General features: G+C 72.2%; 14 protein-coding genes. 2 read left to right on the forward strand and 12 right to left on the reverse strand.

Annotated elements, in window-relative coordinates; translation table 11 throughout:
- Positions 1 to 8: 8 nt before the first annotated feature.
- From IH25_RS0120045 to IH25_RS0120080, 8 genes are all read right to left on the reverse strand, one after another.
- Complete coding sequence (locus IH25_RS0120045) at positions 9 to 1169, reverse strand: acyl-CoA dehydrogenase family protein (protein WP_030611992.1); 1161 nt, start codon at positions 1167 to 1169, stop codon at positions 9 to 11.
- Positions 1170 to 1176: 7 nt separating this feature from the next.
- A complete protein-coding gene (locus IH25_RS0120050) occupies positions 1177 to 3030 on the reverse strand; it encodes an acetyl/propionyl/methylcrotonyl-CoA carboxylase subunit alpha (RefSeq protein ID WP_030611995.1) in 1854 nt (617 codons plus the stop codon).
- Positions 3031 to 3038: 8 nt separating this feature from the next.
- Positions 3039 to 4637: an acyl-CoA carboxylase subunit beta gene (locus tag IH25_RS0120055; RefSeq protein ID WP_030611998.1), complete on the reverse strand. Its 1599-nt coding sequence runs from the start codon at positions 4635 to 4637 to the stop codon at positions 3039 to 3041.
- Positions 4634 to 6310 carry an acyclic terpene utilization AtuA family protein gene (locus tag IH25_RS0120060; RefSeq protein WP_030612002.1) on the reverse strand — a complete coding sequence of 559 codons (1677 nt, stop codon included), beginning with the start codon at positions 6308 to 6310 and terminating at the stop codon, positions 4634 to 4636. Before IH25_RS0120060 ends, IH25_RS0120055 begins: the two co-directional genes overlap by 4 nt.
- Positions 6307 to 7155 (reverse strand): TIGR03084 family metal-binding protein, encoded by an 849-nt coding sequence (locus IH25_RS0120065; protein ID WP_051754057.1) that lies wholly within the window; start codon positions 7153 to 7155, stop codon positions 6307 to 6309. Before IH25_RS0120065 ends, IH25_RS0120060 begins: the two co-directional genes overlap by 4 nt.
- Before the next feature lie 61 nt (positions 7156 to 7216).
- On the reverse strand, positions 7217 to 8896 hold the full coding sequence (locus IH25_RS0120070; RefSeq protein ID WP_030612008.1) for an NAD-dependent malic enzyme: 1680 nt from the start codon (positions 8894 to 8896) through the stop codon (positions 7217 to 7219).
- Positions 8897 to 8963: 67 nt separating this feature from the next.
- Complete coding sequence (locus IH25_RS0120075; protein ID WP_030612011.1) at positions 8964 to 9923, reverse strand: EamA family transporter; 960 nt, start codon at positions 9921 to 9923, stop codon at positions 8964 to 8966.
- Positions 9924 to 10075: 152 nt separating this feature from the next.
- Positions 10076 to 13099 (reverse strand): FAD-binding and (Fe-S)-binding domain-containing protein, encoded by a 3024-nt coding sequence (locus IH25_RS0120080; protein ID WP_078844332.1) that lies wholly within the window; start codon positions 13097 to 13099, stop codon positions 10076 to 10078.
- 156 nt (positions 13100 to 13255) lie between these two features.
- Between IH25_RS0120080 and serC the strand changes: the two genes are divergently transcribed.
- The gene (serC, locus tag IH25_RS0120085; protein WP_030612018.1) at positions 13256 to 14374 is read left to right on the forward strand and encodes a phosphoserine transaminase; all 1119 of its coding nucleotides are present in this window, start codon (positions 13256 to 13258) and stop codon (positions 14372 to 14374) included.
- A 65-nt stretch (positions 14375 to 14439) separates the two neighbouring features.
- Here the strand turns inward: serC and IH25_RS0120090 are convergent, their stop codons facing one another.
- Both IH25_RS0120090 and IH25_RS0120095 read right to left on the reverse strand, forming a co-directional pair.
- Positions 14440 to 14619, reverse strand: coding sequence for a DUF397 domain-containing protein (locus tag IH25_RS0120090; RefSeq protein ID WP_030612020.1), 180 nt, complete (start codon positions 14617 to 14619; stop codon positions 14440 to 14442).
- Positions 14610 to 15485: a helix-turn-helix domain-containing protein gene (locus IH25_RS0120095; protein ID WP_030612023.1), complete on the reverse strand. Its 876-nt coding sequence runs from the start codon at positions 15483 to 15485 to the stop codon at positions 14610 to 14612. The genes IH25_RS0120090 and IH25_RS0120095 overlap by 10 nt, the downstream gene beginning before the upstream one ends.
- 139 nt (positions 15486 to 15624) lie before the next feature.
- Between IH25_RS0120095 and IH25_RS0120100 the strand changes: the two genes are divergently transcribed.
- Positions 15625 to 16047 carry an ATP-binding protein gene (locus IH25_RS0120100; RefSeq protein WP_051754058.1) on the forward strand — a complete coding sequence of 141 codons (423 nt, stop codon included), beginning with the start codon at positions 15625 to 15627 and terminating at the stop codon, positions 16045 to 16047.
- 131 nt (positions 16048 to 16178) lie between these two features.
- Here the strand turns inward: IH25_RS0120100 and IH25_RS0120105 are convergent, their stop codons facing one another.
- Positions 16179 to 17027, reverse strand: a complete 849-nt coding sequence (locus IH25_RS0120105; protein ID WP_030612029.1) for a helix-turn-helix domain-containing protein — start codon at positions 17025 to 17027, stop codon at positions 16179 to 16181.
- Positions 17028 to 17045: 18 nt separating this feature from the next.
- Positions 17046 to 17813, reverse strand: a complete 768-nt coding sequence (locus tag IH25_RS0120110) for a DUF6879 family protein (RefSeq protein ID WP_030612032.1) — start codon at positions 17811 to 17813, stop codon at positions 17046 to 17048.
- Between the last annotated feature and the right edge of the window lie 59 nt (positions 17814 to 17872).

Below are 17872 nucleotides of genomic sequence, written 5' to 3' on the forward strand. Positions count from 1 at the left end.
GGGGCCGCTCAGTACGACTTGGGCAGGCCCAGGCTCTGGTGGGAGACGTAGTTGAGGATCATTTCCCGGCTCACCGGGGCGATACGGGCCACGCGGGCGGCCGTGATCAGCGAGGCGAGCCCGAACTCCCGGGTGAGGCCGTTGCCGCCGAGGGTGTGCACGGCCTGGTCGACGGCCCGTACACAGGCCTCGCCCGCCGCGTACTTGGCCATGTTGGCGGCCTCGCCCGCGCCGATGTCGTCCCCCGAGTCGTAGAGGAAGGCCGCCTTCTGCATCATCAGCCGGGCCAGCTCCAGGTCGATGTGGGCCTGCGCCAGGGGGTGGGCGATGGCCTGGTGGGCGCCGATGGGGGCCTTCCAGACCGTACGCTCGCGGGCGTACCCGACGGCCCTAGCGAGGGCGTAGCGGCCCATGCCGATGGCGAAGGCGGCCGTCATGATCCGCTCGGGGTTCAGCCCGGCGAAGAGTTGCAGCAGCCCGGCGTCCTCGTCGCCCACGAGTGCCTCCGCGGGCAGCCGGACGTCGTCCAGGGTCAGTTCGAACTGCTTTTCGGCCGCGTTGAGTTCCATGGCGATGGGGTGCTTGTGGAAGCCCTCGGCGTCCGTGGGGACGATGAACAGGCAGGGTTTGAGGGTGCCGGTGCGGGCGTCCTCGGTGCGGCCGACGACGAGCACGGCGTCGGCCATGTCGACCCCGGAGATGAAGACCTTGCGGCCGGTGAGCAGCCAGTCGGTGCCGTCCCGGCGGGCCGTGGTGGTGATGCGGTGGCTGTTGGAGCCGGCGTCGGGCTCGGTGATGCCGAAGGCCATGAGGCGGGTGCCGTCGGCGAGCCCGGGCAGCCAGCGCCGCTTCTGCTCCTCGGTGCCGAAGCGGGCGATCACCGTGCCGCAGATGGCGGGGGACACGACGAGCATGAGCAGGGGGGAGCCGGCGGCGCCCAGTTCTTCGAGCACGATGGACAGTTCGGCTATGCCGCCGCCCCCTCCCCCGTACTCCTCGGGGAGGTTGACGCCGAGATAGCCGAGCTTGCCCGCGTCGGACCAGAGTTCGGCGGGGGGTTTGCCTTCGGCGACCGTGCGGGTGACGTAGTCGCGGCCGTAGCGCTTGCCGAGCGCGGCTACCGCGTCGCGCAGGGCCTTGTGCTCTTCGGACTCGATGACGGCGGTCATGGGGCTCCTAGGAAGGGATTTCCTGCACTACTGCGAGGACCGTGCCCGGCTCGACCTGCTGTCCGGGCCTGGCGTGCAGGGCGGTGAGGGTTCCGGCGGCCGGGGCCGAGATCAGGTGTTGCATCTTCATCGCCTCCACCCATATGAGTCCCTGGCCGGCCCGAACCGTTGCCCCTTCCGCCAGACCCTCGGCGAGCCGGACGACCGTGCCCGGCATCGGGGCCACCAGGGAGCCGGGGGCGAGCCGGGCGACCGGGTCGGGGAAGCGGGGCAGGGCGGTGAGGCGGGTGGTGCCGACGTGGACCTGGTCGCCGTAGCGGGCGACGGGGAACTTCCGCCGTACGCCGTCGATGTCCAGGACGACCAGGCGGGCGTCGGCGTGCACGACCCGCACCCCGTCGGCGGCGAGGCCGTCCCGGGTGTGCCGGTAGCGGACCTCGTGCTCCTCGCCGCCCATGTCGTACCGCTTCACCTGCGGCTGCGAGGGGACGTTGCGCCAGCCGCCGAACCGGGAGCGGCCGTGGGCGTCGGCGAGGGCGGCGGCCAGGGGGGCGTACGGGTCGTGGGCGGGCGTGGTCAGCGCGCCGAGGTGGCGGTCGTAGAAGCCGGTGTCCATGCGGGCCGCGGTGAACTCCTCGTGCCGCAGCGAGCGCACCAGCAGGTCCCGGTTGGTGACCGGGCCGTGGAGCACGGCCGACTCCAGCGCGCCGGCGAGCCGGCGGATCGCCTCGGCCCGGGTGGGGGCGTGCGCGACGACCTTGGCGAGCATGGCGTCGTAGTGGACGCCGATGGTGTCGCCGTCGGTGTAGCCGGTGTCCAGGCGGACGCCGTCCGGTACGGCGAGCCGGTGCAGGGTGCCGGTCTGGGGTGCCCAGTCACGGGCCGGGTCCTCGGCGTAGAGGCGGGCCTCGACGGCGTGGCCGCGCGGGTGCGGTGGCTCGGTCCCCAGGGCGTGGCCCTCGGCGATCCGGATCTGCTCGGCGACCAGGTCCAGCCCGAACACGGCCTCGGTGACGGGGTGTTCCACCTGAAGGCGGGTGTTCATCTCCAGGAAGTGGGCGCGGCCGTCGGCGACCAGGAACTCGACCGTGCCGGCGCCGGTGTACGACACGGCGCGGGCGGCGCGTACGGCCAGCGCCCGCAGTTCCTCGGCGAGCCCCTGGGTGAGCCCGGGCGCCGGGGCCTCCTCGACGACCTTCTGGTGCCGGCGCTGGAGGGAGCAGTCGCGGGTGCCGAGCGGCCAGACGGTGCCGTGGGTGTCGGCGAGGATCTGCACCTCCACATGGCGGCCGTGCTCCAGGTACGGCTCCACGAACACCTCGCCGTCGCCGAAGGCGCTCGCGGCCTCGGCGCGCGCGCCCTCCAGGGCGGCCCGCAGTTCGTCCAGGCGGCGCACGATCCGCATGCCGCGCCCCCCGCCGCCCGCCGCCGCCTTCACCAGCACCGGCAGGTCGGCCTCGGTCACCCCGTCCGGGTCCAGCGGGGCGAGGCCCATCAGCCGTTTGGCGCGGGTCTTGGACGCCATGGCCTCGATGGCCTCCGGCGGCGGGCCGATCCACACCAGCCCGGCGTCCCGCACGGCGCGGGCGAAACCGGCGTTCTCGGAGAGGAAGCCGTAGCCCGGGTGCACGGCGTCGGCCCCGGCGGCCAGGGCCGCCTTCACCACCAGGTCGCCGCGCAGGTAGGTGTCGGCGGGCGCCGCGCCCGGCAGCCGTACCGCCGTGTCGGCCACGCGCGCGTGCAGCGCGTCGGCGTCGGCGTCGGAGTGCACCGCGACCGTCCCGATGCCCAGCTCACGGCAGGTGCGGAAGACCCGGCAGGCGATCTCGCCCCGGTTCGCCACGAGCACACTGGAAATCATGTGATCCCTCACATCCGGAAGACGCCGAAGCCGCCGCGCGCGCCCTCGTAGGGCGCGGTGTGCAGGGCGGACAGGCACAGGCCGAGGACGGTGCGGGTGTCGCGCGGGTCGATGACGCCGTCGTCGTACAGCCGCCCGGACAGGAACATCGGCAGCGACTCGGCCTCGATCTGCCGCTCCACCATCGCGCGCAGGGCCGCGTCCGCCTCCTCGTCGTACGGCTGCCCCTTGGCCGCCGCCGACTGCCGGGCGACGATGGACAGCACGCCCGCGAGCTGCTGCGGGCCCATGACGGCGGACTTGGCGCTGGGCCAGGCGAACAGGAACCGGGGGTCGTAGGCCCGGCCGCACATGCCGTAGTGCCCGGCGCCGTACGACGCGCCCATGAGCACCGAGAGGTGGGGCACCCTCGAATTGGAGACGGCGTTGATCATCATCGAGCCGTGCTTGATGATCCCGCCCTGCTCGTACTCCTTGCCGACCATGTAGCCGGTGGTGTTGTGCAGGAACAGCAGCGGGATGTCGCGCTGGTTGGCGAGCTGGATGAACTGGGCGGCCTTCTGCGACTCGGCGCTGAACAGCACGCCCTGGGCGTTGGCCAGGATGCCGACCGGATAGCCGTGCAGGGCGGCCCAGCCGGTGACCAGGCTCGTGCCGTACAGCGGCTTGAACTCGTCGAAGTCGGAGCCGTCCACGATCCGGGCGATCACCTCGCGCGGGTCGAACGGGATCTTGAGGTCGTCCGGGACGATGCCGAGCAGTTCCTCGGGGTCGTACCTGGGCGGCTCGGCCGGGCCGGGGTCGGGGTACGCCTTGCGGTGGTTGAGGCGGGCCACGACGCGGCGCGCCTGGCGCAGCGCGTCCGGCTCGTCCAGCGCGAAGTAGTCGGCGAGACCGGACACGCGCGCGTGCATCTCGGCGCCGCCCAGCGACTCGTCGTCGCTCTCCTCGCCGGTGGCCATCTTCACCAGCGGCGGCCCGCCGAGGAACACCTTCGCCCGCTCCTTGACCATGATCACGTGGTCGGACATGCCGGGGATGTAGGCGCCGCCGGCGGTGGAGTTGCCGAAGACGACGGCGATGGTCGGGATGCCGGCGGCGGACAGCCGGGTGAGGTCGCGGAAGATCGCCCCGCCGGGGATGAAGATCTCCTTCTGGGACGGCAGATCGGCGCCCCCGGACTCCACCAGGCTGATGCAGGGCAGCCGGTTGGCCAGGGCGATGTCGTTGGCGCGCAGCGCCTTCCGCAGGCTCCAGGGATTGCTGGCGCCGCCGCGCACGGTCGGGTCATTGGCGGTGATCAGGCACTCCACGCCCTCGACCACCCCGATGCCGGTGACGAGGGAGGCGCCCACGGGATACTCGCTGCCCCAGGCGGCCAGCGGGGACAGTTCCAGGAACGGGGTGTCGGGGTCGAGCAGCAGCTCGATCCGCTCCCGGGCGAGCAGTTTCCCGCGCCCCCGGTGCCGGGCGACGTACTTCTCACCGCCGCCGGCGAGCGCCTTGGTGTGTTCGGCCTCCAGCTCGGCGAGCTTGGCGAGCATCGCCTCGCGGTGGGCCCGGTGGTCGGGGGCGGCGGGGTCGACAGCGGTTCGCAGGACCGTCACAGCAGGGCCTCCGGGATGTCCAGGTGGCGGGAGCGCAGCCATTCGCCGAGGGCCTTGGCCTGCGGGTCGAAACGGGCTTGCGCGGCGACGCCGGCGCCGAGGATGCCCTCCACCACGAAGTTGACGGCGCGCAGGTTCGGGAGCAGGTGCCGGGTGACGGGCAGGTCCCGGCTCTCGGGGATCAGCCGCCGGAAGGCGTCGGCCGTCAGCGTGTGGGCGAGCCACCGCCAGGCGTCCTCCGACCGGGCCCACACCCCCACGTTGGCGTTCCCGCCCTTGTCCCCGCTGCGGGCGCCGACGACCAGGCCGAGCGGCGCCCGCCGGGTCGGCCCGGGCGGGAGGGGTTCCGGGAGGGGCGGGTCCGGTACGGCGGCCAGGGGGCGTGTCTCCTGGGGCGGCGGCACGGGGATACGGCGGCCGTCGTGGAGGACGGCCACATGTGCAGCGCCCACATAGGGCACGTACACCTCCTCGAAGACCCCATAGGGTGCGCCCTTTCCGGGTGGGGCCAGCACATGGAAGCCGGGGTAGCTGGCCAGTGCCAGCTCCACCGCGGCCCCGCTCAGCGCACGCCCCACGACCCGCTGGTCCGGGTCGCGTACGACGAGCCGCAGCAGCGCGCTGGCCGTCTCCTCGGTGTCCGCGTCGGCCCGGTCGGTGCGCACCAGTTCCCACCGCACCTCCCGGGGCGGCGACTTGGCGAGCGCGTCCGCGAGCTGCTCGCGCACCAGTGCCGCCTTGGCCTCGATGCCGAGTCCGGTGAGGACGAAGACGACCTCGTTGCGGAAGCCGCCGAGCCGGTTGAGCCCGACCTTGAGCGTGGGCGGCGGCGCCTCCCCGCGCACCCCCTCGATCCGCACCCGGTCCGGCCCTTCCGGGCCGAGCCGTACGGTGTCCAGCCGGGCCGTGACATCGGGCCCGGCGTACCGGGCGCCGCCGGTCTCGTACAGCAGCTGGGCGGTGACCGTGCCCACGTCCACGAAGCCGCCCGTGCCGGGATGCTTGGTGATCACGCTGCTGCCGTCGGCGTGGATCTCGGCGAGCGGGAAGCCGGGCCGGCGTACGTCCCCCTCGGTGAAGAAGGCGTAGTTCCCGCCGGTCGCCTGGGTACCGCACTCCAGCACGTGTCCGGCGACGACGGCACCGGCGAGTGCGTCGTGGTCGTCCGGCCGCCAGCCGAAGTGGGCGGCGGCCGGCCCGGTGACCAGCGCCGCGTCGGTCACCCGGCCGGTGACCACCACGTCGGCGCCCGCCCGCAGGCACTCGGTGATGCCGAAGCCGCCGAGGTAGGCGTGGGCGGCGAGGGTGCCGGGGTGGGCGGCGGTCAGGTCGTCGCCCTCGACGTGCGCGACCCGCACCGGGATGCCGAGCCGGTCCGCCAGCCGCCGTATCTCCCCGGCGAGCCCGGCGGGGTCGAGGCCGCCCGCGTTGGTGACGATCCGCACCCCGCGTTCACGGGCGAGGCCCAGGCAGTCCTCCAGTTGGCGCGGGAAGGTGCGGGCGTATCCGGCGGACGGGTCCTTCAGCCGGTCGCGGGCGAGGATGAGCATGGTGAGTTCGGCGAGGTAGTCACCGGTGAGGACGTCGACCTCGCCGCCGGTGAGCATCTCGCGCAGGGCGGCGGAGCGGTCGCCGTAGAAGCCGGAGAAGTTCCCGATGCGCAGCGGCTTCACCGGCCGGCTCCCTGCGACGAGCGGCCGGCGCCCCTGGCCGGACCGGCGGTCCCCTCGTGAGCTGTCCCGCGCGGGCGGCCGGTGCCCGGTGGGCCCGCGAAGGCCTGGGCGATGTCCAGCCAGTGGTCGGCGTCCGGGCCGGTGGCCGTCAGGGCGAGGTCGGCGCGGTGGGCGCGCTGGGTGACCAGGAGGCAGAAGTCGAGGGCGGGTCCGGTGACGCGCTGTGCGGCGTCCTCCGGACCGTACGCCCACACCTCGCCGGAGGGTGCGCGCAGTTCGATCCGGAACTCCTCGGCCGGCGGGGTCAGTCCGCGCACCCCGTAGGCGAAGTCGCGGGTGCGTACCCCGAGCCGGACCACATGCCGGAGCCGTTCCGTGGGTGGGCGCACCACACCCAGGGCGTCGGCGATGTCCAGGCCGTGGGCCCAGGTCTCCATGAGCCGGGCCGTTGCCATGGAGGCCGCCGACATGGGCGGGCCGTACCAGGGGAAGCGGGCGCCGGGCGGGGCGCCGAGCAGGGCCCCGTGGAGGGCGGTGCGTCCGGTGCGCCAGGCGGCCAGCAGGTCGGCGGGCGGGAGCGCGGCGCCCTCCTCGGCCCCCTCGTCCACGAACGAGCCGGGGGCGGCGAGCGCCTTCTCCACCAGCGCCCGGAAGGCACCGGGGTCGGTGACGGCGAGCAGTGCCGAGCGGTCGGTCCAGGCGAGGTGGGCGATCTGGTGGGCGACGGTCCAGCCGGCCGCGGGAGTCGGCAGCTCCCACTGCTCCGGGCTCAACTCGGCTACGAGCAGGTCGAGTTCACCGCTCTCGGCACGCAGGTCGTCGATGACGGGCGTCGGGTCGGCCATGGGGGGAGCATGGCAGCGACCCAAGAAACAATCAAGCGTGCTTGCATTAATTAAGGGGTCGTCATACCGCCTCCAGGGGCAGGTAGACCGGCTCCCAGCGGGCCGCCCGCACCGCCGCCTCGACATCGTCCGGGGCGGCCCGGGCGACCCCCTCGTCCACCGCCGCGCGGGCCACGGCCACCGCGACCGCCTCCGAGGTGGCGCGCAGCTCGCGGATCGGCGGGAGGACCGGCGCGTCCAGCCGGGAGACCTCCGCGTCGGGGGTCCGGCGGGCCACCGCGTCGGCCGCCGCGCGCAGCATGCGGTCGGTGACCCGGGAGGCGCGGGCGACGATCGTGCCGAGTCCGAGGCCGGGGAAGACCAGCGCGTTGTTGGCCTGGCCGATCTCGTACGTCGTACCGTCCCGCTCCACCGGGGCGAACGGGCTGCCGGTGGCCACCAGCGCCTTGCCGTCGGTCCAGTCGAGCAGGTCGGCGGGGGTGGCCTCGGCCAGGTCGGTCGGGTTGGACATGGGCAGGATGATCGGGCGCCGGGTGTGCCGGGCCATCTCGCGGACGATCTCCTCCGAGAAGGCGCCGCCCTGGCCGGAGGTGCCGATGAGGATGGTCGGGCGGACCCGGTGGACCACCTCCGCCAGCGGAATGCCGGGCAGACCCTCGTCCCGGCGCCAGCCCTCGGTCTCAGCCGCGGGACGGGCGTACGGCCGCTGGACATCGCTGAGCCGGTCCCCCTGGTCGTCGGTGAGCAGGCCGTACCGGTCGACGCACCAGAACCGGGCGAGCGCCTCGGCCTCCGACAGGCCCTCGGCGATCAGGGCGTCCCGCAACTGGTCGGCGACGCCGATGCCGGCGGTGCCCGCGCCGAAGACGACGATCCGGTGCTCGGGCAGGGGCACGCCGGCCGCGCGCACCCCGGACAGGACGGCGGCGAGGTTGACGGCGCCGGTGCCCTGGATGTCGTCGTTGAAGGTGCAGACCCGGTCGCGGTAGTGATCGAGGATGCGGCGGGCGTTGGCGGTGCCGAAGTCCTCCCAGTGCAGCAGGGCACCGGGGAAGAGCCGGGTGGCGGTGGTGACGTAGGCGTCGATGAAGGCGTCGTAGGTCTCGCGGTCGACGCGGGGGTGGCGATTGCCGAGGTAGAGGGGGTTGTCCAGGAGTTCCCGGCGGTTGGTGCCGACGTCGAGCATGACGGGCAGGGTGCGGCGCGGGTCGATGCCGGCGGCGGCGGTGTAGACGGCGAGTTTGCCGACCGCGATGTCGATGCCGCCGACGCCCCAGTCCCCGATGCCGAGGATGCCCTCGCCGTCGGTGGCCACGATCAGGTCGACGTCGTCGGCGCCCAGGCCGCTCGCGCGCAGCGAGCGTTCGATGTCGTCGGGGGCGTTCACGGAGAGGTAGATGCCGCGCGGGCGGCGGTACTCGGTGCTGTAGCGGCGGATCGCCGTGCCCACGGTGGGGGTGTAGACGATGGGCAGCATCTCTTCGAGGTGGTCGCCGACGAGCCGGTAGAACAGCACCTCGTTGCGGTCGTGCAGCGCGGTCAGGTTCACGCTCTTGGCCAGGTCGTCCGGCTGCTCCCGGAACTGGCCGTAGGCGCGCTCGGCCTGCTGGTCCTGGGTGAGCACGCGGGGCGGGACCAGCCCGACGAGGTCCAGGGCCCGGCGCTCCGCCTCGGTGAACGCCGTACCGCGGTTGATCCGGGGGTCGCCGAGCACGGCACGCCCACGAGCGGTGACCTTCATGAGCCCACTGTCGCACGGGGCGGGCTCCGGCGCGCAGGCGGACGACTACGCTCGGTGACGAGCAGGTCTACTGGCCCTCGGCCGGCAGAGCGGCCTTGCCCCGGCCTATCTGGGTGCGGACCGCGCCGATGCTCGCGGCGATGACCAGGGCGATGGCCGCCGCCTCGGTGGGGCTGAGGAACTGGCCCAGGACGAGGAAGCCGGCCGTGGCGGCGATGGCGGGCTCCAGGCTCATCAGGATGGCGAAGGTGGAGGCCGGCAGGCGGCGCAGGGCCAGGAGTTCGAGGGTGTAGGGCAGGACCGAGGAGAGCAGGGCCACCGACGAGCCGAGGGCGACGGTGGTGGGGTCCAGCAGGCGGGTGCCGGCCTCGGCTATCCCCAGGGGAAGGAAGAGCAGGGCGGCCACGGCCATGGCCAGGGCCAGCCCGTCGGCCTTGGGGAAGCGGCGGCCCGTGCGGGCGCTGAAGACGATATAGGCCGCCCACATGGCGCCGGCGCCCAGGGCGAAGGCGACACCCAGGGGGTCCAGATCGCCGAAGCCTCCGCCGCCGAGCAGGAACACGCCCGCGAGCGCGAGGCAGGCCCAGAGCGCGTTGAGCGCACGGCGGGAGGTCAGGACGGACAGGGCCAGCGGGCCGAGGACTTCCAGGGTGACCGCCGGGCCCAGCGGGATACGGTCGACCGCCTCGTAGAACAGACCGTTCATCGCGCCCATCGTGATGCCGAAGACGACCACCGTGCCCCAGTCGGCGCGCGAGTGGCCGCGCAGCCGGGGGCGGCAGACCAGGAGCAGGACGACCGCCGCCGCGAGGAGGCGCAGGGTCACCACGCCCAGCGCGCCCGCCCGGGGCATCAGGGTGACCGCCAGCGCGCCGCCGAACTGCACCGAGATTCCGCCGGCCAGCACCAGCCCGACCGGTCCGAGGGAGGTGAACCGGCCGGGAGTGCGCGGAGCGGACGCCCCCGGTGACGGGGAGGGCGCCGGTGGCGTCGAGTTCGCGGCGCTGGGGGTGTTGACGGTGCTCACGGCGGTCCCGGGGCTGGCTCGGATCAGATCATGTACACCTCTGTGTACTCCTGAGTCCAGGGTAATGGACTCTGTCAGGAGTGTGAACCCTTTATGGAACTGTCTTGGAGGGTGAGCCGCTCGGCCGTGGCCGAGGGGGAGCCGGGCCCCGTTCACCGCTCCCCGTCCGCCCGGTCCAGGGCCTCGGCCAGTACCTCCGCCAGGTGGCGGCCCCGGACGCCGGCGAGCTGGTCCAGCTGGGTGCGGCAGGAGAAGCCGTCGGCCAGGATCACCGTGTCCTCGGACGCCTGCCGTACCGAGGGCAGGAGCCGGTCCTCCGCGCAGGCCCGGGAGACCTCGAAGTGGCCCTTCTCGAAGCCGAAGTTGCCCGCCAGGCCGCAGCAGCCCCCGCTCAGTTCGCCGGTGAGGCCGGCGGCGGCGCGCAGCCGGCGGTCCGGGGCGTCGCCGAGCACCGCGTGCTGGTGGCAGTGGGTCTGGCCGGCCACCGGGCGGTCGACGGCGGGCGGGGTCCAGTGCGGGGCGTGCCGCTCCAGGGTTTCGGCGAAGGTGAGGACCGCGGCGGACAGCCGGGCGGCCCGTGGATCGTCGGGCAGGAGTTCCGGAAGGTCGGTGCGCAGGGCGGCGGCACAGCTCGGTTCCAGGACGACGACCGGCACCCCGGCCCGCAGCACCGGTTCCATCAGGTCCAGCGTGCGGCGCAGCACCGTACGGGCGCGGTCGAGCTGGCCCGTGGAGACATAGGTCAGGCCGCAGCAGACACGGGCCCGGCGGGCGGTGAGCAGCGCGGCGGCCGACCGGGTTCCGCCGTCCCCGATCGCCCCCTTGCGCGGCAGCAGCGTAGGCGGGAGTGCGACCCGCAGCCCGGCCGCCTCCAGCACGCGGACGGCGGCCTGCCCGACGGACGGCGCGAGGTGCTCGGTGAAGGTGTCGGGCCAGAGGACGACGAGGTCGCCGGGGGTGGAAGTGGGAGTGGGGTGGGAAGTGGGAGTGGGGGTGGGCGTGGGAGCGGGGTGGTCCCCCGCACCCCCGGCCGGCGAACCCCCCGCACCCGGCGTCGCCGTCTTTCGCTTGCGCCACCAGCCGGTGAACGTCCGGGGCGCCAGGCGGGGGATGTCCCGTTCCGGGGCTATTCCGGCCAGGTGTTTGCCGAGGCCGGCCAAGGGGCGGATGGCCGCGAGGGTGTTGAGCAGCGGGGCCAGGCGGGTGCGGGACGCCCAGCGGAGCCATTCCGGGAGGCGGCCCATGCTGTGGTGGGCGGCGGGGCGGCGGCGGTCGGCGTAGTGGTGGTGCAGGAACTCGGCCTTGTACGTGGCCATGTCCACGCCGGCGGGGCAGTCCGAGCGGCAGCCCTTGCAGGACAGGCAGAGGTCGAGGGCGCCCAGGACCTCGGGGGACCGCCAGCCACCGGTGACCAGGTCGCCCGCGAGCATCTCGTGCAGCAGCCGGGCCCGCCCCCGGGTGGAGTGCTCCTCCTCGCCGGTCGCCCGGAAGGAGGGGCACATGACGGCCGGGCCGGAGACGGTCGTCGTACGGCACTTGGCCACGCCGACGCAGCGGCGGACGGCCGCGCGGAAGTCGCCGCCGTCGGCCGGGTAGGCGAAGGCCACGTCGACCGGCCGGCGGGGCAGGACCGAGAAGCGCAGGTTCTCGTCCAGCCGGGCCGGGCGGACCAGCATGCCGGGGTTGAGGAGGTCGTCCGGGTCCCACACCGCCTTGGCCCGCTCGAACAGCCCGACCATGTCGGCGCCGTACATCCGCGGCAGCAGTTCCGCGCGGGCCTGGCCGTCGCCGTGCTCCCCGGACAGGGAGCCGCCGTGGGCCACGACCAGGTCGGCGAGTTCCTCGGAGAAGCGGCGGAAGCGGCCGACGCCCGCCTCGGTGAGCAGGTCGAAGTCGACGCGGACGTGGATGCAGCCGTCGCCGAAGTGGCCGTACGGCGTGCCGCGCAGTCGGTGGGCGGCCAGCAGCGCGCGGAACTCGCGCAGGTAGCCGCCGAGGCGGGCGGGCGGGACCGCGCAGTCCTCCCAGCCGGGCCAGGCCTCGGTGCCGTCGGGCATCCGGGTGGCGGTGCCGGCCGCGTCCTCGCGGATGCGCCACAGACTCCGCTGGGCGGCCGGGTCGGTCACCACCAGGGAGTCCACGACATCGGCCGCGCGCACGATCTCCTCCGCACGCGCGCGGGCCTCGGCCGCCGTCTCCCCGCCGGTCTCCACGAACAGCCAGGCGCCTCCGGCGGGCAGCCCGGCCCCGGCCGGCACCAGGTCGGCGGCCATGCCCTCCACCGTGAGCGGGGCGAGCGGCAGCAGGCCCGCGGCGGCCTCGGCGGCGGCGCTCTCGTCGGCGTAGGCCAGCACGGCCAGCGCCCGCGCGCGGGGGCTGTCGACCAGGCGGACCACGGCCTCGGTGAGGATGCCGAGGGTGCCCTCGGAGCCGCAGAAGGAGCGGGCGACATCCGCGCCCTTCTCGGGCAGCAGCGCGTCCAGCGCGTACCCGGAGATGCGGCGGGGCAGGTCCGGGAACCCGGTCCGCAGCCGGGCCAGTTCCCCTTCGGCCAGCTCGCGGAGCCCGTCGGGGGCGCCCGCCCATCCCTGCCCGAGCCGCAGCCGCCGCCCGCGCGCGGTGATCACGGACAGCTCCCGCACGCTGTCCGCGGTCGTACCCCAGGCGACCGAGTGGGAGCCGCAGGAGTTGTTGCCGATCATGCCGCCGAGCGTGCACCTGCTGTGTGTGGAGGGGTCGGGGCCGAACCGCAGTCCGTGCGGGGTGGCGGCCTCCTGGAGCCGGTCCAGGACGAGCCCCGGCTGCACGACGGCCGTACGGCTGCCCGGGTCCAGCTCCACCAGCGCGGTCATGTGCCGGGTGAAGTCCAGCACCACGCCGGTGCCGGTCGCCTGCCCCGCGATGGACGTGCCGCCGCCCCGGGCCACCACCGGCACCCCGCGCTCCCGGCACACCTCCAGCACGGCGGCCACGTCGTCGGCGTCTCTCGGGGCCACCACGCCCAGCGGGACCCGCCGGTAGTTGGACGCGTCCATGGTGACCAGCGCCCGGGCGGTCACGTCGAACCCGACCTCGCCCCGGACGGCCTTGCGCAGCGCCCCCGCGAGCGCGGCCACATCCGTGACCCCGGTGCCCGTGCCCCCGGTGTCCCCTGCAACATCCGCACGATCCGTCATGCGTCCAGGATGCATCCGACCACGGACAGTCACCGAAAGTTTTCCACAGGCGCCCACTAATAGTCGTACGACATCACAAGTCCACGACCTGGTGATCTCGTCTCATCGAACGGACAGAACTCCACCCGGGCTTCTCCCAGCGGCTAACCTCCTCCCGTGGCCGACATCCAGATTCCCGCTGACATCAAGCCCGCCGACGGACGTTTCGGCGCGGGCCCCTCCAAGGTGCGGACCGAGGCGCTGGACGCCCTCGCCGCCACCGGCACGTCCCTGCTGGGCACCTCCCACCGTCAGGCGCCGGTCAAGAACCTGGTCGGCAAGGTCCGCGAGGGCATCTCCGAGCTGTTCTCCCTGCCCGAGGGCTACGAGGTCGTCCTCGGCAACGGTGGCTCCACCGCCTTCTGGGACATCGCCACGCACGGCCTGATCGAGAACAAGTCGCAGCACCTCACCTTCGGCGAGTTCTCCTCCAAGTTCGCCAAGGCCGCCAAGCTCGCCCCCTGGCTGGCCGAGCCGACCGTCGTCGCCGCCGACCCCGGCACCCACCCGGAGCCGAAGGCCGAGGCGGGCGTCGACGTCTACGCCTTCACCCACAACGAGACCTCCACCGGTGTCGCCATGCCGATCAAGCGCGTGGCCGGCGCCGACGAGGACGCGCTCGTCCTCGTGGACGCCACCTCCGGCGCGGGCGGCCTGCCCGTCGACATCGCCGAGACCGACGTCTACTACTTCGCCCCGCAGAAGTCCTTCGCCTCCGACGGCGGCCTGTGGATCGGCGTCTTCTCCCCCGCCGCGATCGAGCGCGCCGAGCGCGTCCACGCCTCCGGCCGCCACATCCCGGAGTTCTTCTCGCTCCCGACGGCGATCGACAACTCCCGCAAGAACCAGACGTACAACACCCCGGCCCTGGCCACCCTCTTCCTCCTGGGCGAGCAGCTGGAGTGGCTCAACGGCCAGGGCGGACTCGCCTGGTCCACGGCCCGTACGAAGGACTCCTCGACCCGCCTGTACACCTGGGCCGAAGAGTCCAAGTACGCCACCCCGTTCGTCTCCGACCCGGCCAAGCGCTCCCAGGTCATCGGCACGATCGACTTCGCCGACGAGATCGACGCCGCCGCCGTCGCCAAGGTGCTGCGCGCGAACGGCATCGTGGACACCGAGCCGTACCGCAAGCTCGGCCGCAACCAGCTGCGGATCGCGATGTTCCCGGCGATCGACCCGGCGGACGTCGAGGCGCTCACGAAGTGCGTGGACTATGTGATCGAGAAGCTCTGACTTCCTCACCTACGACGACGAAGGGCGCCCGGTGCTTGCCGGGCGCCCTTCGCGTGTGCGAGGCGTTATGCGAACCGGCGGATGAAGGCCTGCCAGCTGTCGCGGGACACGGTGAGGAGGGGGCCGTTGTCCTGCTTGCTGTCGCGGATGGCTCGGCCGCCGTGCGCCGTGCCGGCGACCTCGACGCATTCGCCCAGCTGCGAAGAGTAAGAAGACGTACGGAACGGGCTCACGACTACGACCACGAGCTGCCCTCCTCGATGACTTGCAGCTTGCCCAGGATGAGCTTCGCACTTTCCTCGGGCGTCAACGCGAAGGAAGAGAGCAGGTCGAACGAGCTGGCATACACCGCCAGGTCAGCCGGGGATTCGATGATCGACGTGCTCATCAGGTCCTCCATGGTCACTGCCTCGACTACCGCCTCCGAGTCGAAACTGAAGGCCGCGAACGGGTTGGCGGCAGCCACCAGCGAACCCGCGCTGAACGGCAGCACCCGTACGGTGACGTTCTCCCGCTCTCCGGCCTCAAGAAGCGCCAGGAGCTGCTCCCGGTGCGTCTCCACAGACGCCAGAGGGTGCTCGATGGCCGCCTCCCAGATGACGGCCGAGAACTTGACGCCGCCCTCCGCGATCCTCTGCTGGCGTAGCCGCCTCACCTCGATCAACTGCGCGATGTATTCCGGGCACAGGGTGGTGGGGCCGCCTTTGACAACCGCCTCGCAGTAAGCGGCGGATTGCAGGAGCCCCGGAATCAGCACAGGTTGCCATTGGCGGATATGACTCGCGTCGTCCTCCAATGCGATGTGATCGAGATAGCCGGGCCGTAGGTGCGTCGCGTATTGAAGCCACCAACCGCGCTTCCTGGGGTGCTTGGCCAACTCCTCCAGCTTCAACCGGACTTCCGGATCGGTGACCCCGTACGCCTCCAGCAGCAGCCGTACTTCGATCACGCGCGGTGTGGCATGTCCGCTCTCGATGCGGCTGATCCTGGCTTGGCTTGTGGCGATCACCTCGGCGGCCTGGGGCTGGTCGAGCTTGGCGGCCTGCCGGTACTGCCTGAGGGCCGTGCCAAGTCGCCTGCTGCGTACGGTCGGTCGTCCACCTGCGGGCATGGGATCTCCCCTCTCCTTTTGGAAACCCTGCCACACCGATTAACCCAGAGAGGCGGACATAACTCGATTGAGTGAAACCGCTGCATGTATTTCTCGATTTTAATTGCACCGATTCCGCATGTATTCCTAGGTTCAGTCCATGCCCTCAACCGAGACCTTCCGCATCCCCACCCACCGGCGGCACGTGCCGACCGCTCGGCACTACGTCCGCAAGGCCCTCGCCGGCTGGCGAATCAGCGATGAACTCGCCGAGCGAGCCACCCTGTCGGCCAACGAACTCGTCACGAACGCGGTGAGCCACTGCCGGGTCTCGCACGCCCGGGTCCGGGTGACGCTCATCCTCTGCCACGGGGAACTGGTCCTGGAGGTCTCCGACCCGGACCGGGACCGGCTTCCCTCGCCCCGCTGTCCCGGGCTGGACGAGGAGGGCGGGCGCGGACTGGCCCTGGTGGACGCGTTGGCCGACGCGTGGGGGCATCGCCAGGGGCCGTACACCAAGACCGTCTGGGCCCGCTTCACCCTCCCCCGCCCGGAGACCCCCCATGTTTTGGACCACCCGTAACACAACAGGGGCGGCACAGCCCTGCGCCCGGCGCCTGCCGAACCCCCGCGACGAGGAGTGCCGGCAGACCCCGGCTCCCGTACGAACGCCCCTGTGGGAGACCTCCGATGACGTCGTACGGCCGTACGTCCTCAGACCTTGATACTCCGCCGCACCCGGGCGATCACCTGCTGCGCCTCGGCGCCGAACACCGCCGACTCCGCGAAGGTGTCCCACACTCGGCGATAGAGAGCGATCGTTTCGGCGTCGTCCAGCCAGAGTTCGGCGTGCCAGTCCTCGACCGCGACCAGGCGTTCGTCCAGGATGCAGAACCCGTTCGCCGGATTCAGGCCCAGCTTTGCGTCAAGAGGCACGATCCCCAGGTGCACGGTGTCCATGCCCACGAGACCAAGCAATCGGTCCAGTTGACCCACCAATATGTCCGGTGGGCACACCCGGGACCACAGCGCCCCTTCCCACACCAGCAGATGCAACTGCTTGCCCGGACGGTACAGCCACTCCTGCCGTTTCATTCGGGCACGCACCGCGTCCTCCGTGTCACGCGGAGAGTTCTGGAGCTGCGAGTGCCCCTGGAAGACGTGTCGGGCGTAGTCGGCAGTCTGGAGCAAGCCGGGGACGAGGCTGGTTTCCCACTCACGCACAGTCGTGGAGTTGGAGATGACGGTGTTCCAGGAATCCTGGACGGGGCGGTGTCCCGCCGCGAGCTGGCGTCGCCAGGAGCGGATCTGGCTCTCGAAGCCCTTGAGGCGGGCACACAGTTCGCCGCCGGCTGCGGCTTGCCCGGTGGCCTCGGCCCACGAGCGGAGATCCTCGACCGTGGGCGTCTGCCGACCATTTTCCAGCTTGCTGACCTTCGACTGCGGCCACCCCAGCCGCTGGGCAAGCTCCGTACCGGTGAGCCGGCCATCAGGGCTCTCCATACGCAATTCCCTGAGCCTACGGCCCAATTCCTCGCGCGCCCTCTGATAGTCCGTGCTCACCGGTACCCGCTCTTGTCCTTACACGTCGCTGCGCATCCCAGCCGCGAACTGCTCTCGCGGTACAGCGTGATGCCATGCAGCATCCCGCACCATGGAGCAACGCACCACCTCTGCGGGCTCGGTGATCAGGTCCACGTGCGTGAGCTGATCGTCGTCATCGAACCGCAGGAGCGCGATGAGGCGGCTGTCGAACAGCCAGAAATCCTCGGCGGGGAGTCGGAGGCGCTCCGCGTCGGCACGCCACATGTTGCGGATGTCCTCACCGAGGCCGATGTTCCACTTGGCACTTTCGAAGAGGTACCGCTGCCCGATGGTGGCGGGCTGGTCCACGATGCGCACTCGTTCGACCCGCTTACCCTGCGCGACCTGGGCGCGGATCGTGTCACGCCAACGCCTGGCCTCCGGCACGTCTGCCTCATCCTCGTCAAGGCGCCCCTTTTCGATGAACCGTGCCCAGCGCTCGCCGACCTCGTCACTGGCGTACCGCTGCCGCGTTTCCAGCCGCCACGCAGTGTGCTCGAACTTGTTGAACAGATCGCCGAACTCGTCGAGACCGACCGTCCTCACCTGGCGGGTCTGCTCCTTCGGTGCCCAGTCGACCAGGAGTTCACGCGGCACCACGACCGCGGCCTCCCCTTCTGACAGGTGCTGAAGCTGGGCGATGTCCTCCGGATCCGTTAGTGGCGCACCTTGGACAATCACCTCTCCGCTGTCCAAGTCCTCGTGCACCGCAGGACAACCGTTGTAACCACTCCCCGTCCCGTTGAACCGCAACCTGCGCGCCATGCACAACCACCCCCTGGGTGTCGTCGAAGCTGACGCGCACAGCATCTCGGTACCTCTGA

The organism is Streptomyces achromogenes subsp. achromogenes, assembly GCF_000720835.1.
GTDB lineage: Bacteria > Actinomycetota > Actinomycetes > Streptomycetales > Streptomycetaceae > Streptomyces > Streptomyces achromogenes.

What these genes read in the sequence shown, in the direction of transcription:
- IH25_RS0120065 (WP_051754057.1), bottom strand. Translation starts at nt 7,155, where the DNA reads ATGGCCGACCCGACGCCCGTCATCGACGACCTGCGTGCCGAGAGCGGT.
- IH25_RS0120100 (WP_051754058.1), top strand. Translation starts at nt 15,625, where the DNA reads ATGCCCTCAACCGAGACCTTCCGCATCCCCACCCACCGGCGGCACGTG.
- IH25_RS0120070 (WP_030612008.1), bottom strand. Translation starts at nt 8,896, where the DNA reads ATGAAGGTCACCGCTCGTGGGCGTGCCGTGCTCGGCGACCCCCGGATC.
- IH25_RS0120095 (WP_030612023.1), bottom strand. Translation starts at nt 15,485, where the DNA reads ATGCCCGCAGGTGGACGACCGACCGTACGCAGCAGGCGACTTGGCACG.
- IH25_RS0120110 (WP_030612032.1), bottom strand. Translation starts at nt 17,813, where the DNA reads ATGGCGCGCAGGTTGCGGTTCAACGGGACGGGGAGTGGTTACAACGGT.
- IH25_RS0120050 (WP_030611995.1), bottom strand. Translation starts at nt 3,030, where the DNA reads ATGATTTCCAGTGTGCTCGTGGCGAACCGGGGCGAGATCGCCTGCCGG.
- IH25_RS0120080 (WP_078844332.1), bottom strand. Translation starts at nt 13,099, where the DNA reads ATGACGGATCGTGCGGATGTTGCAGGGGACACCGGGGGCACGGGCACC.
- IH25_RS0120045 (WP_030611992.1), bottom strand. Translation starts at nt 1,169, where the DNA reads ATGACCGCCGTCATCGAGTCCGAAGAGCACAAGGCCCTGCGCGACGCG.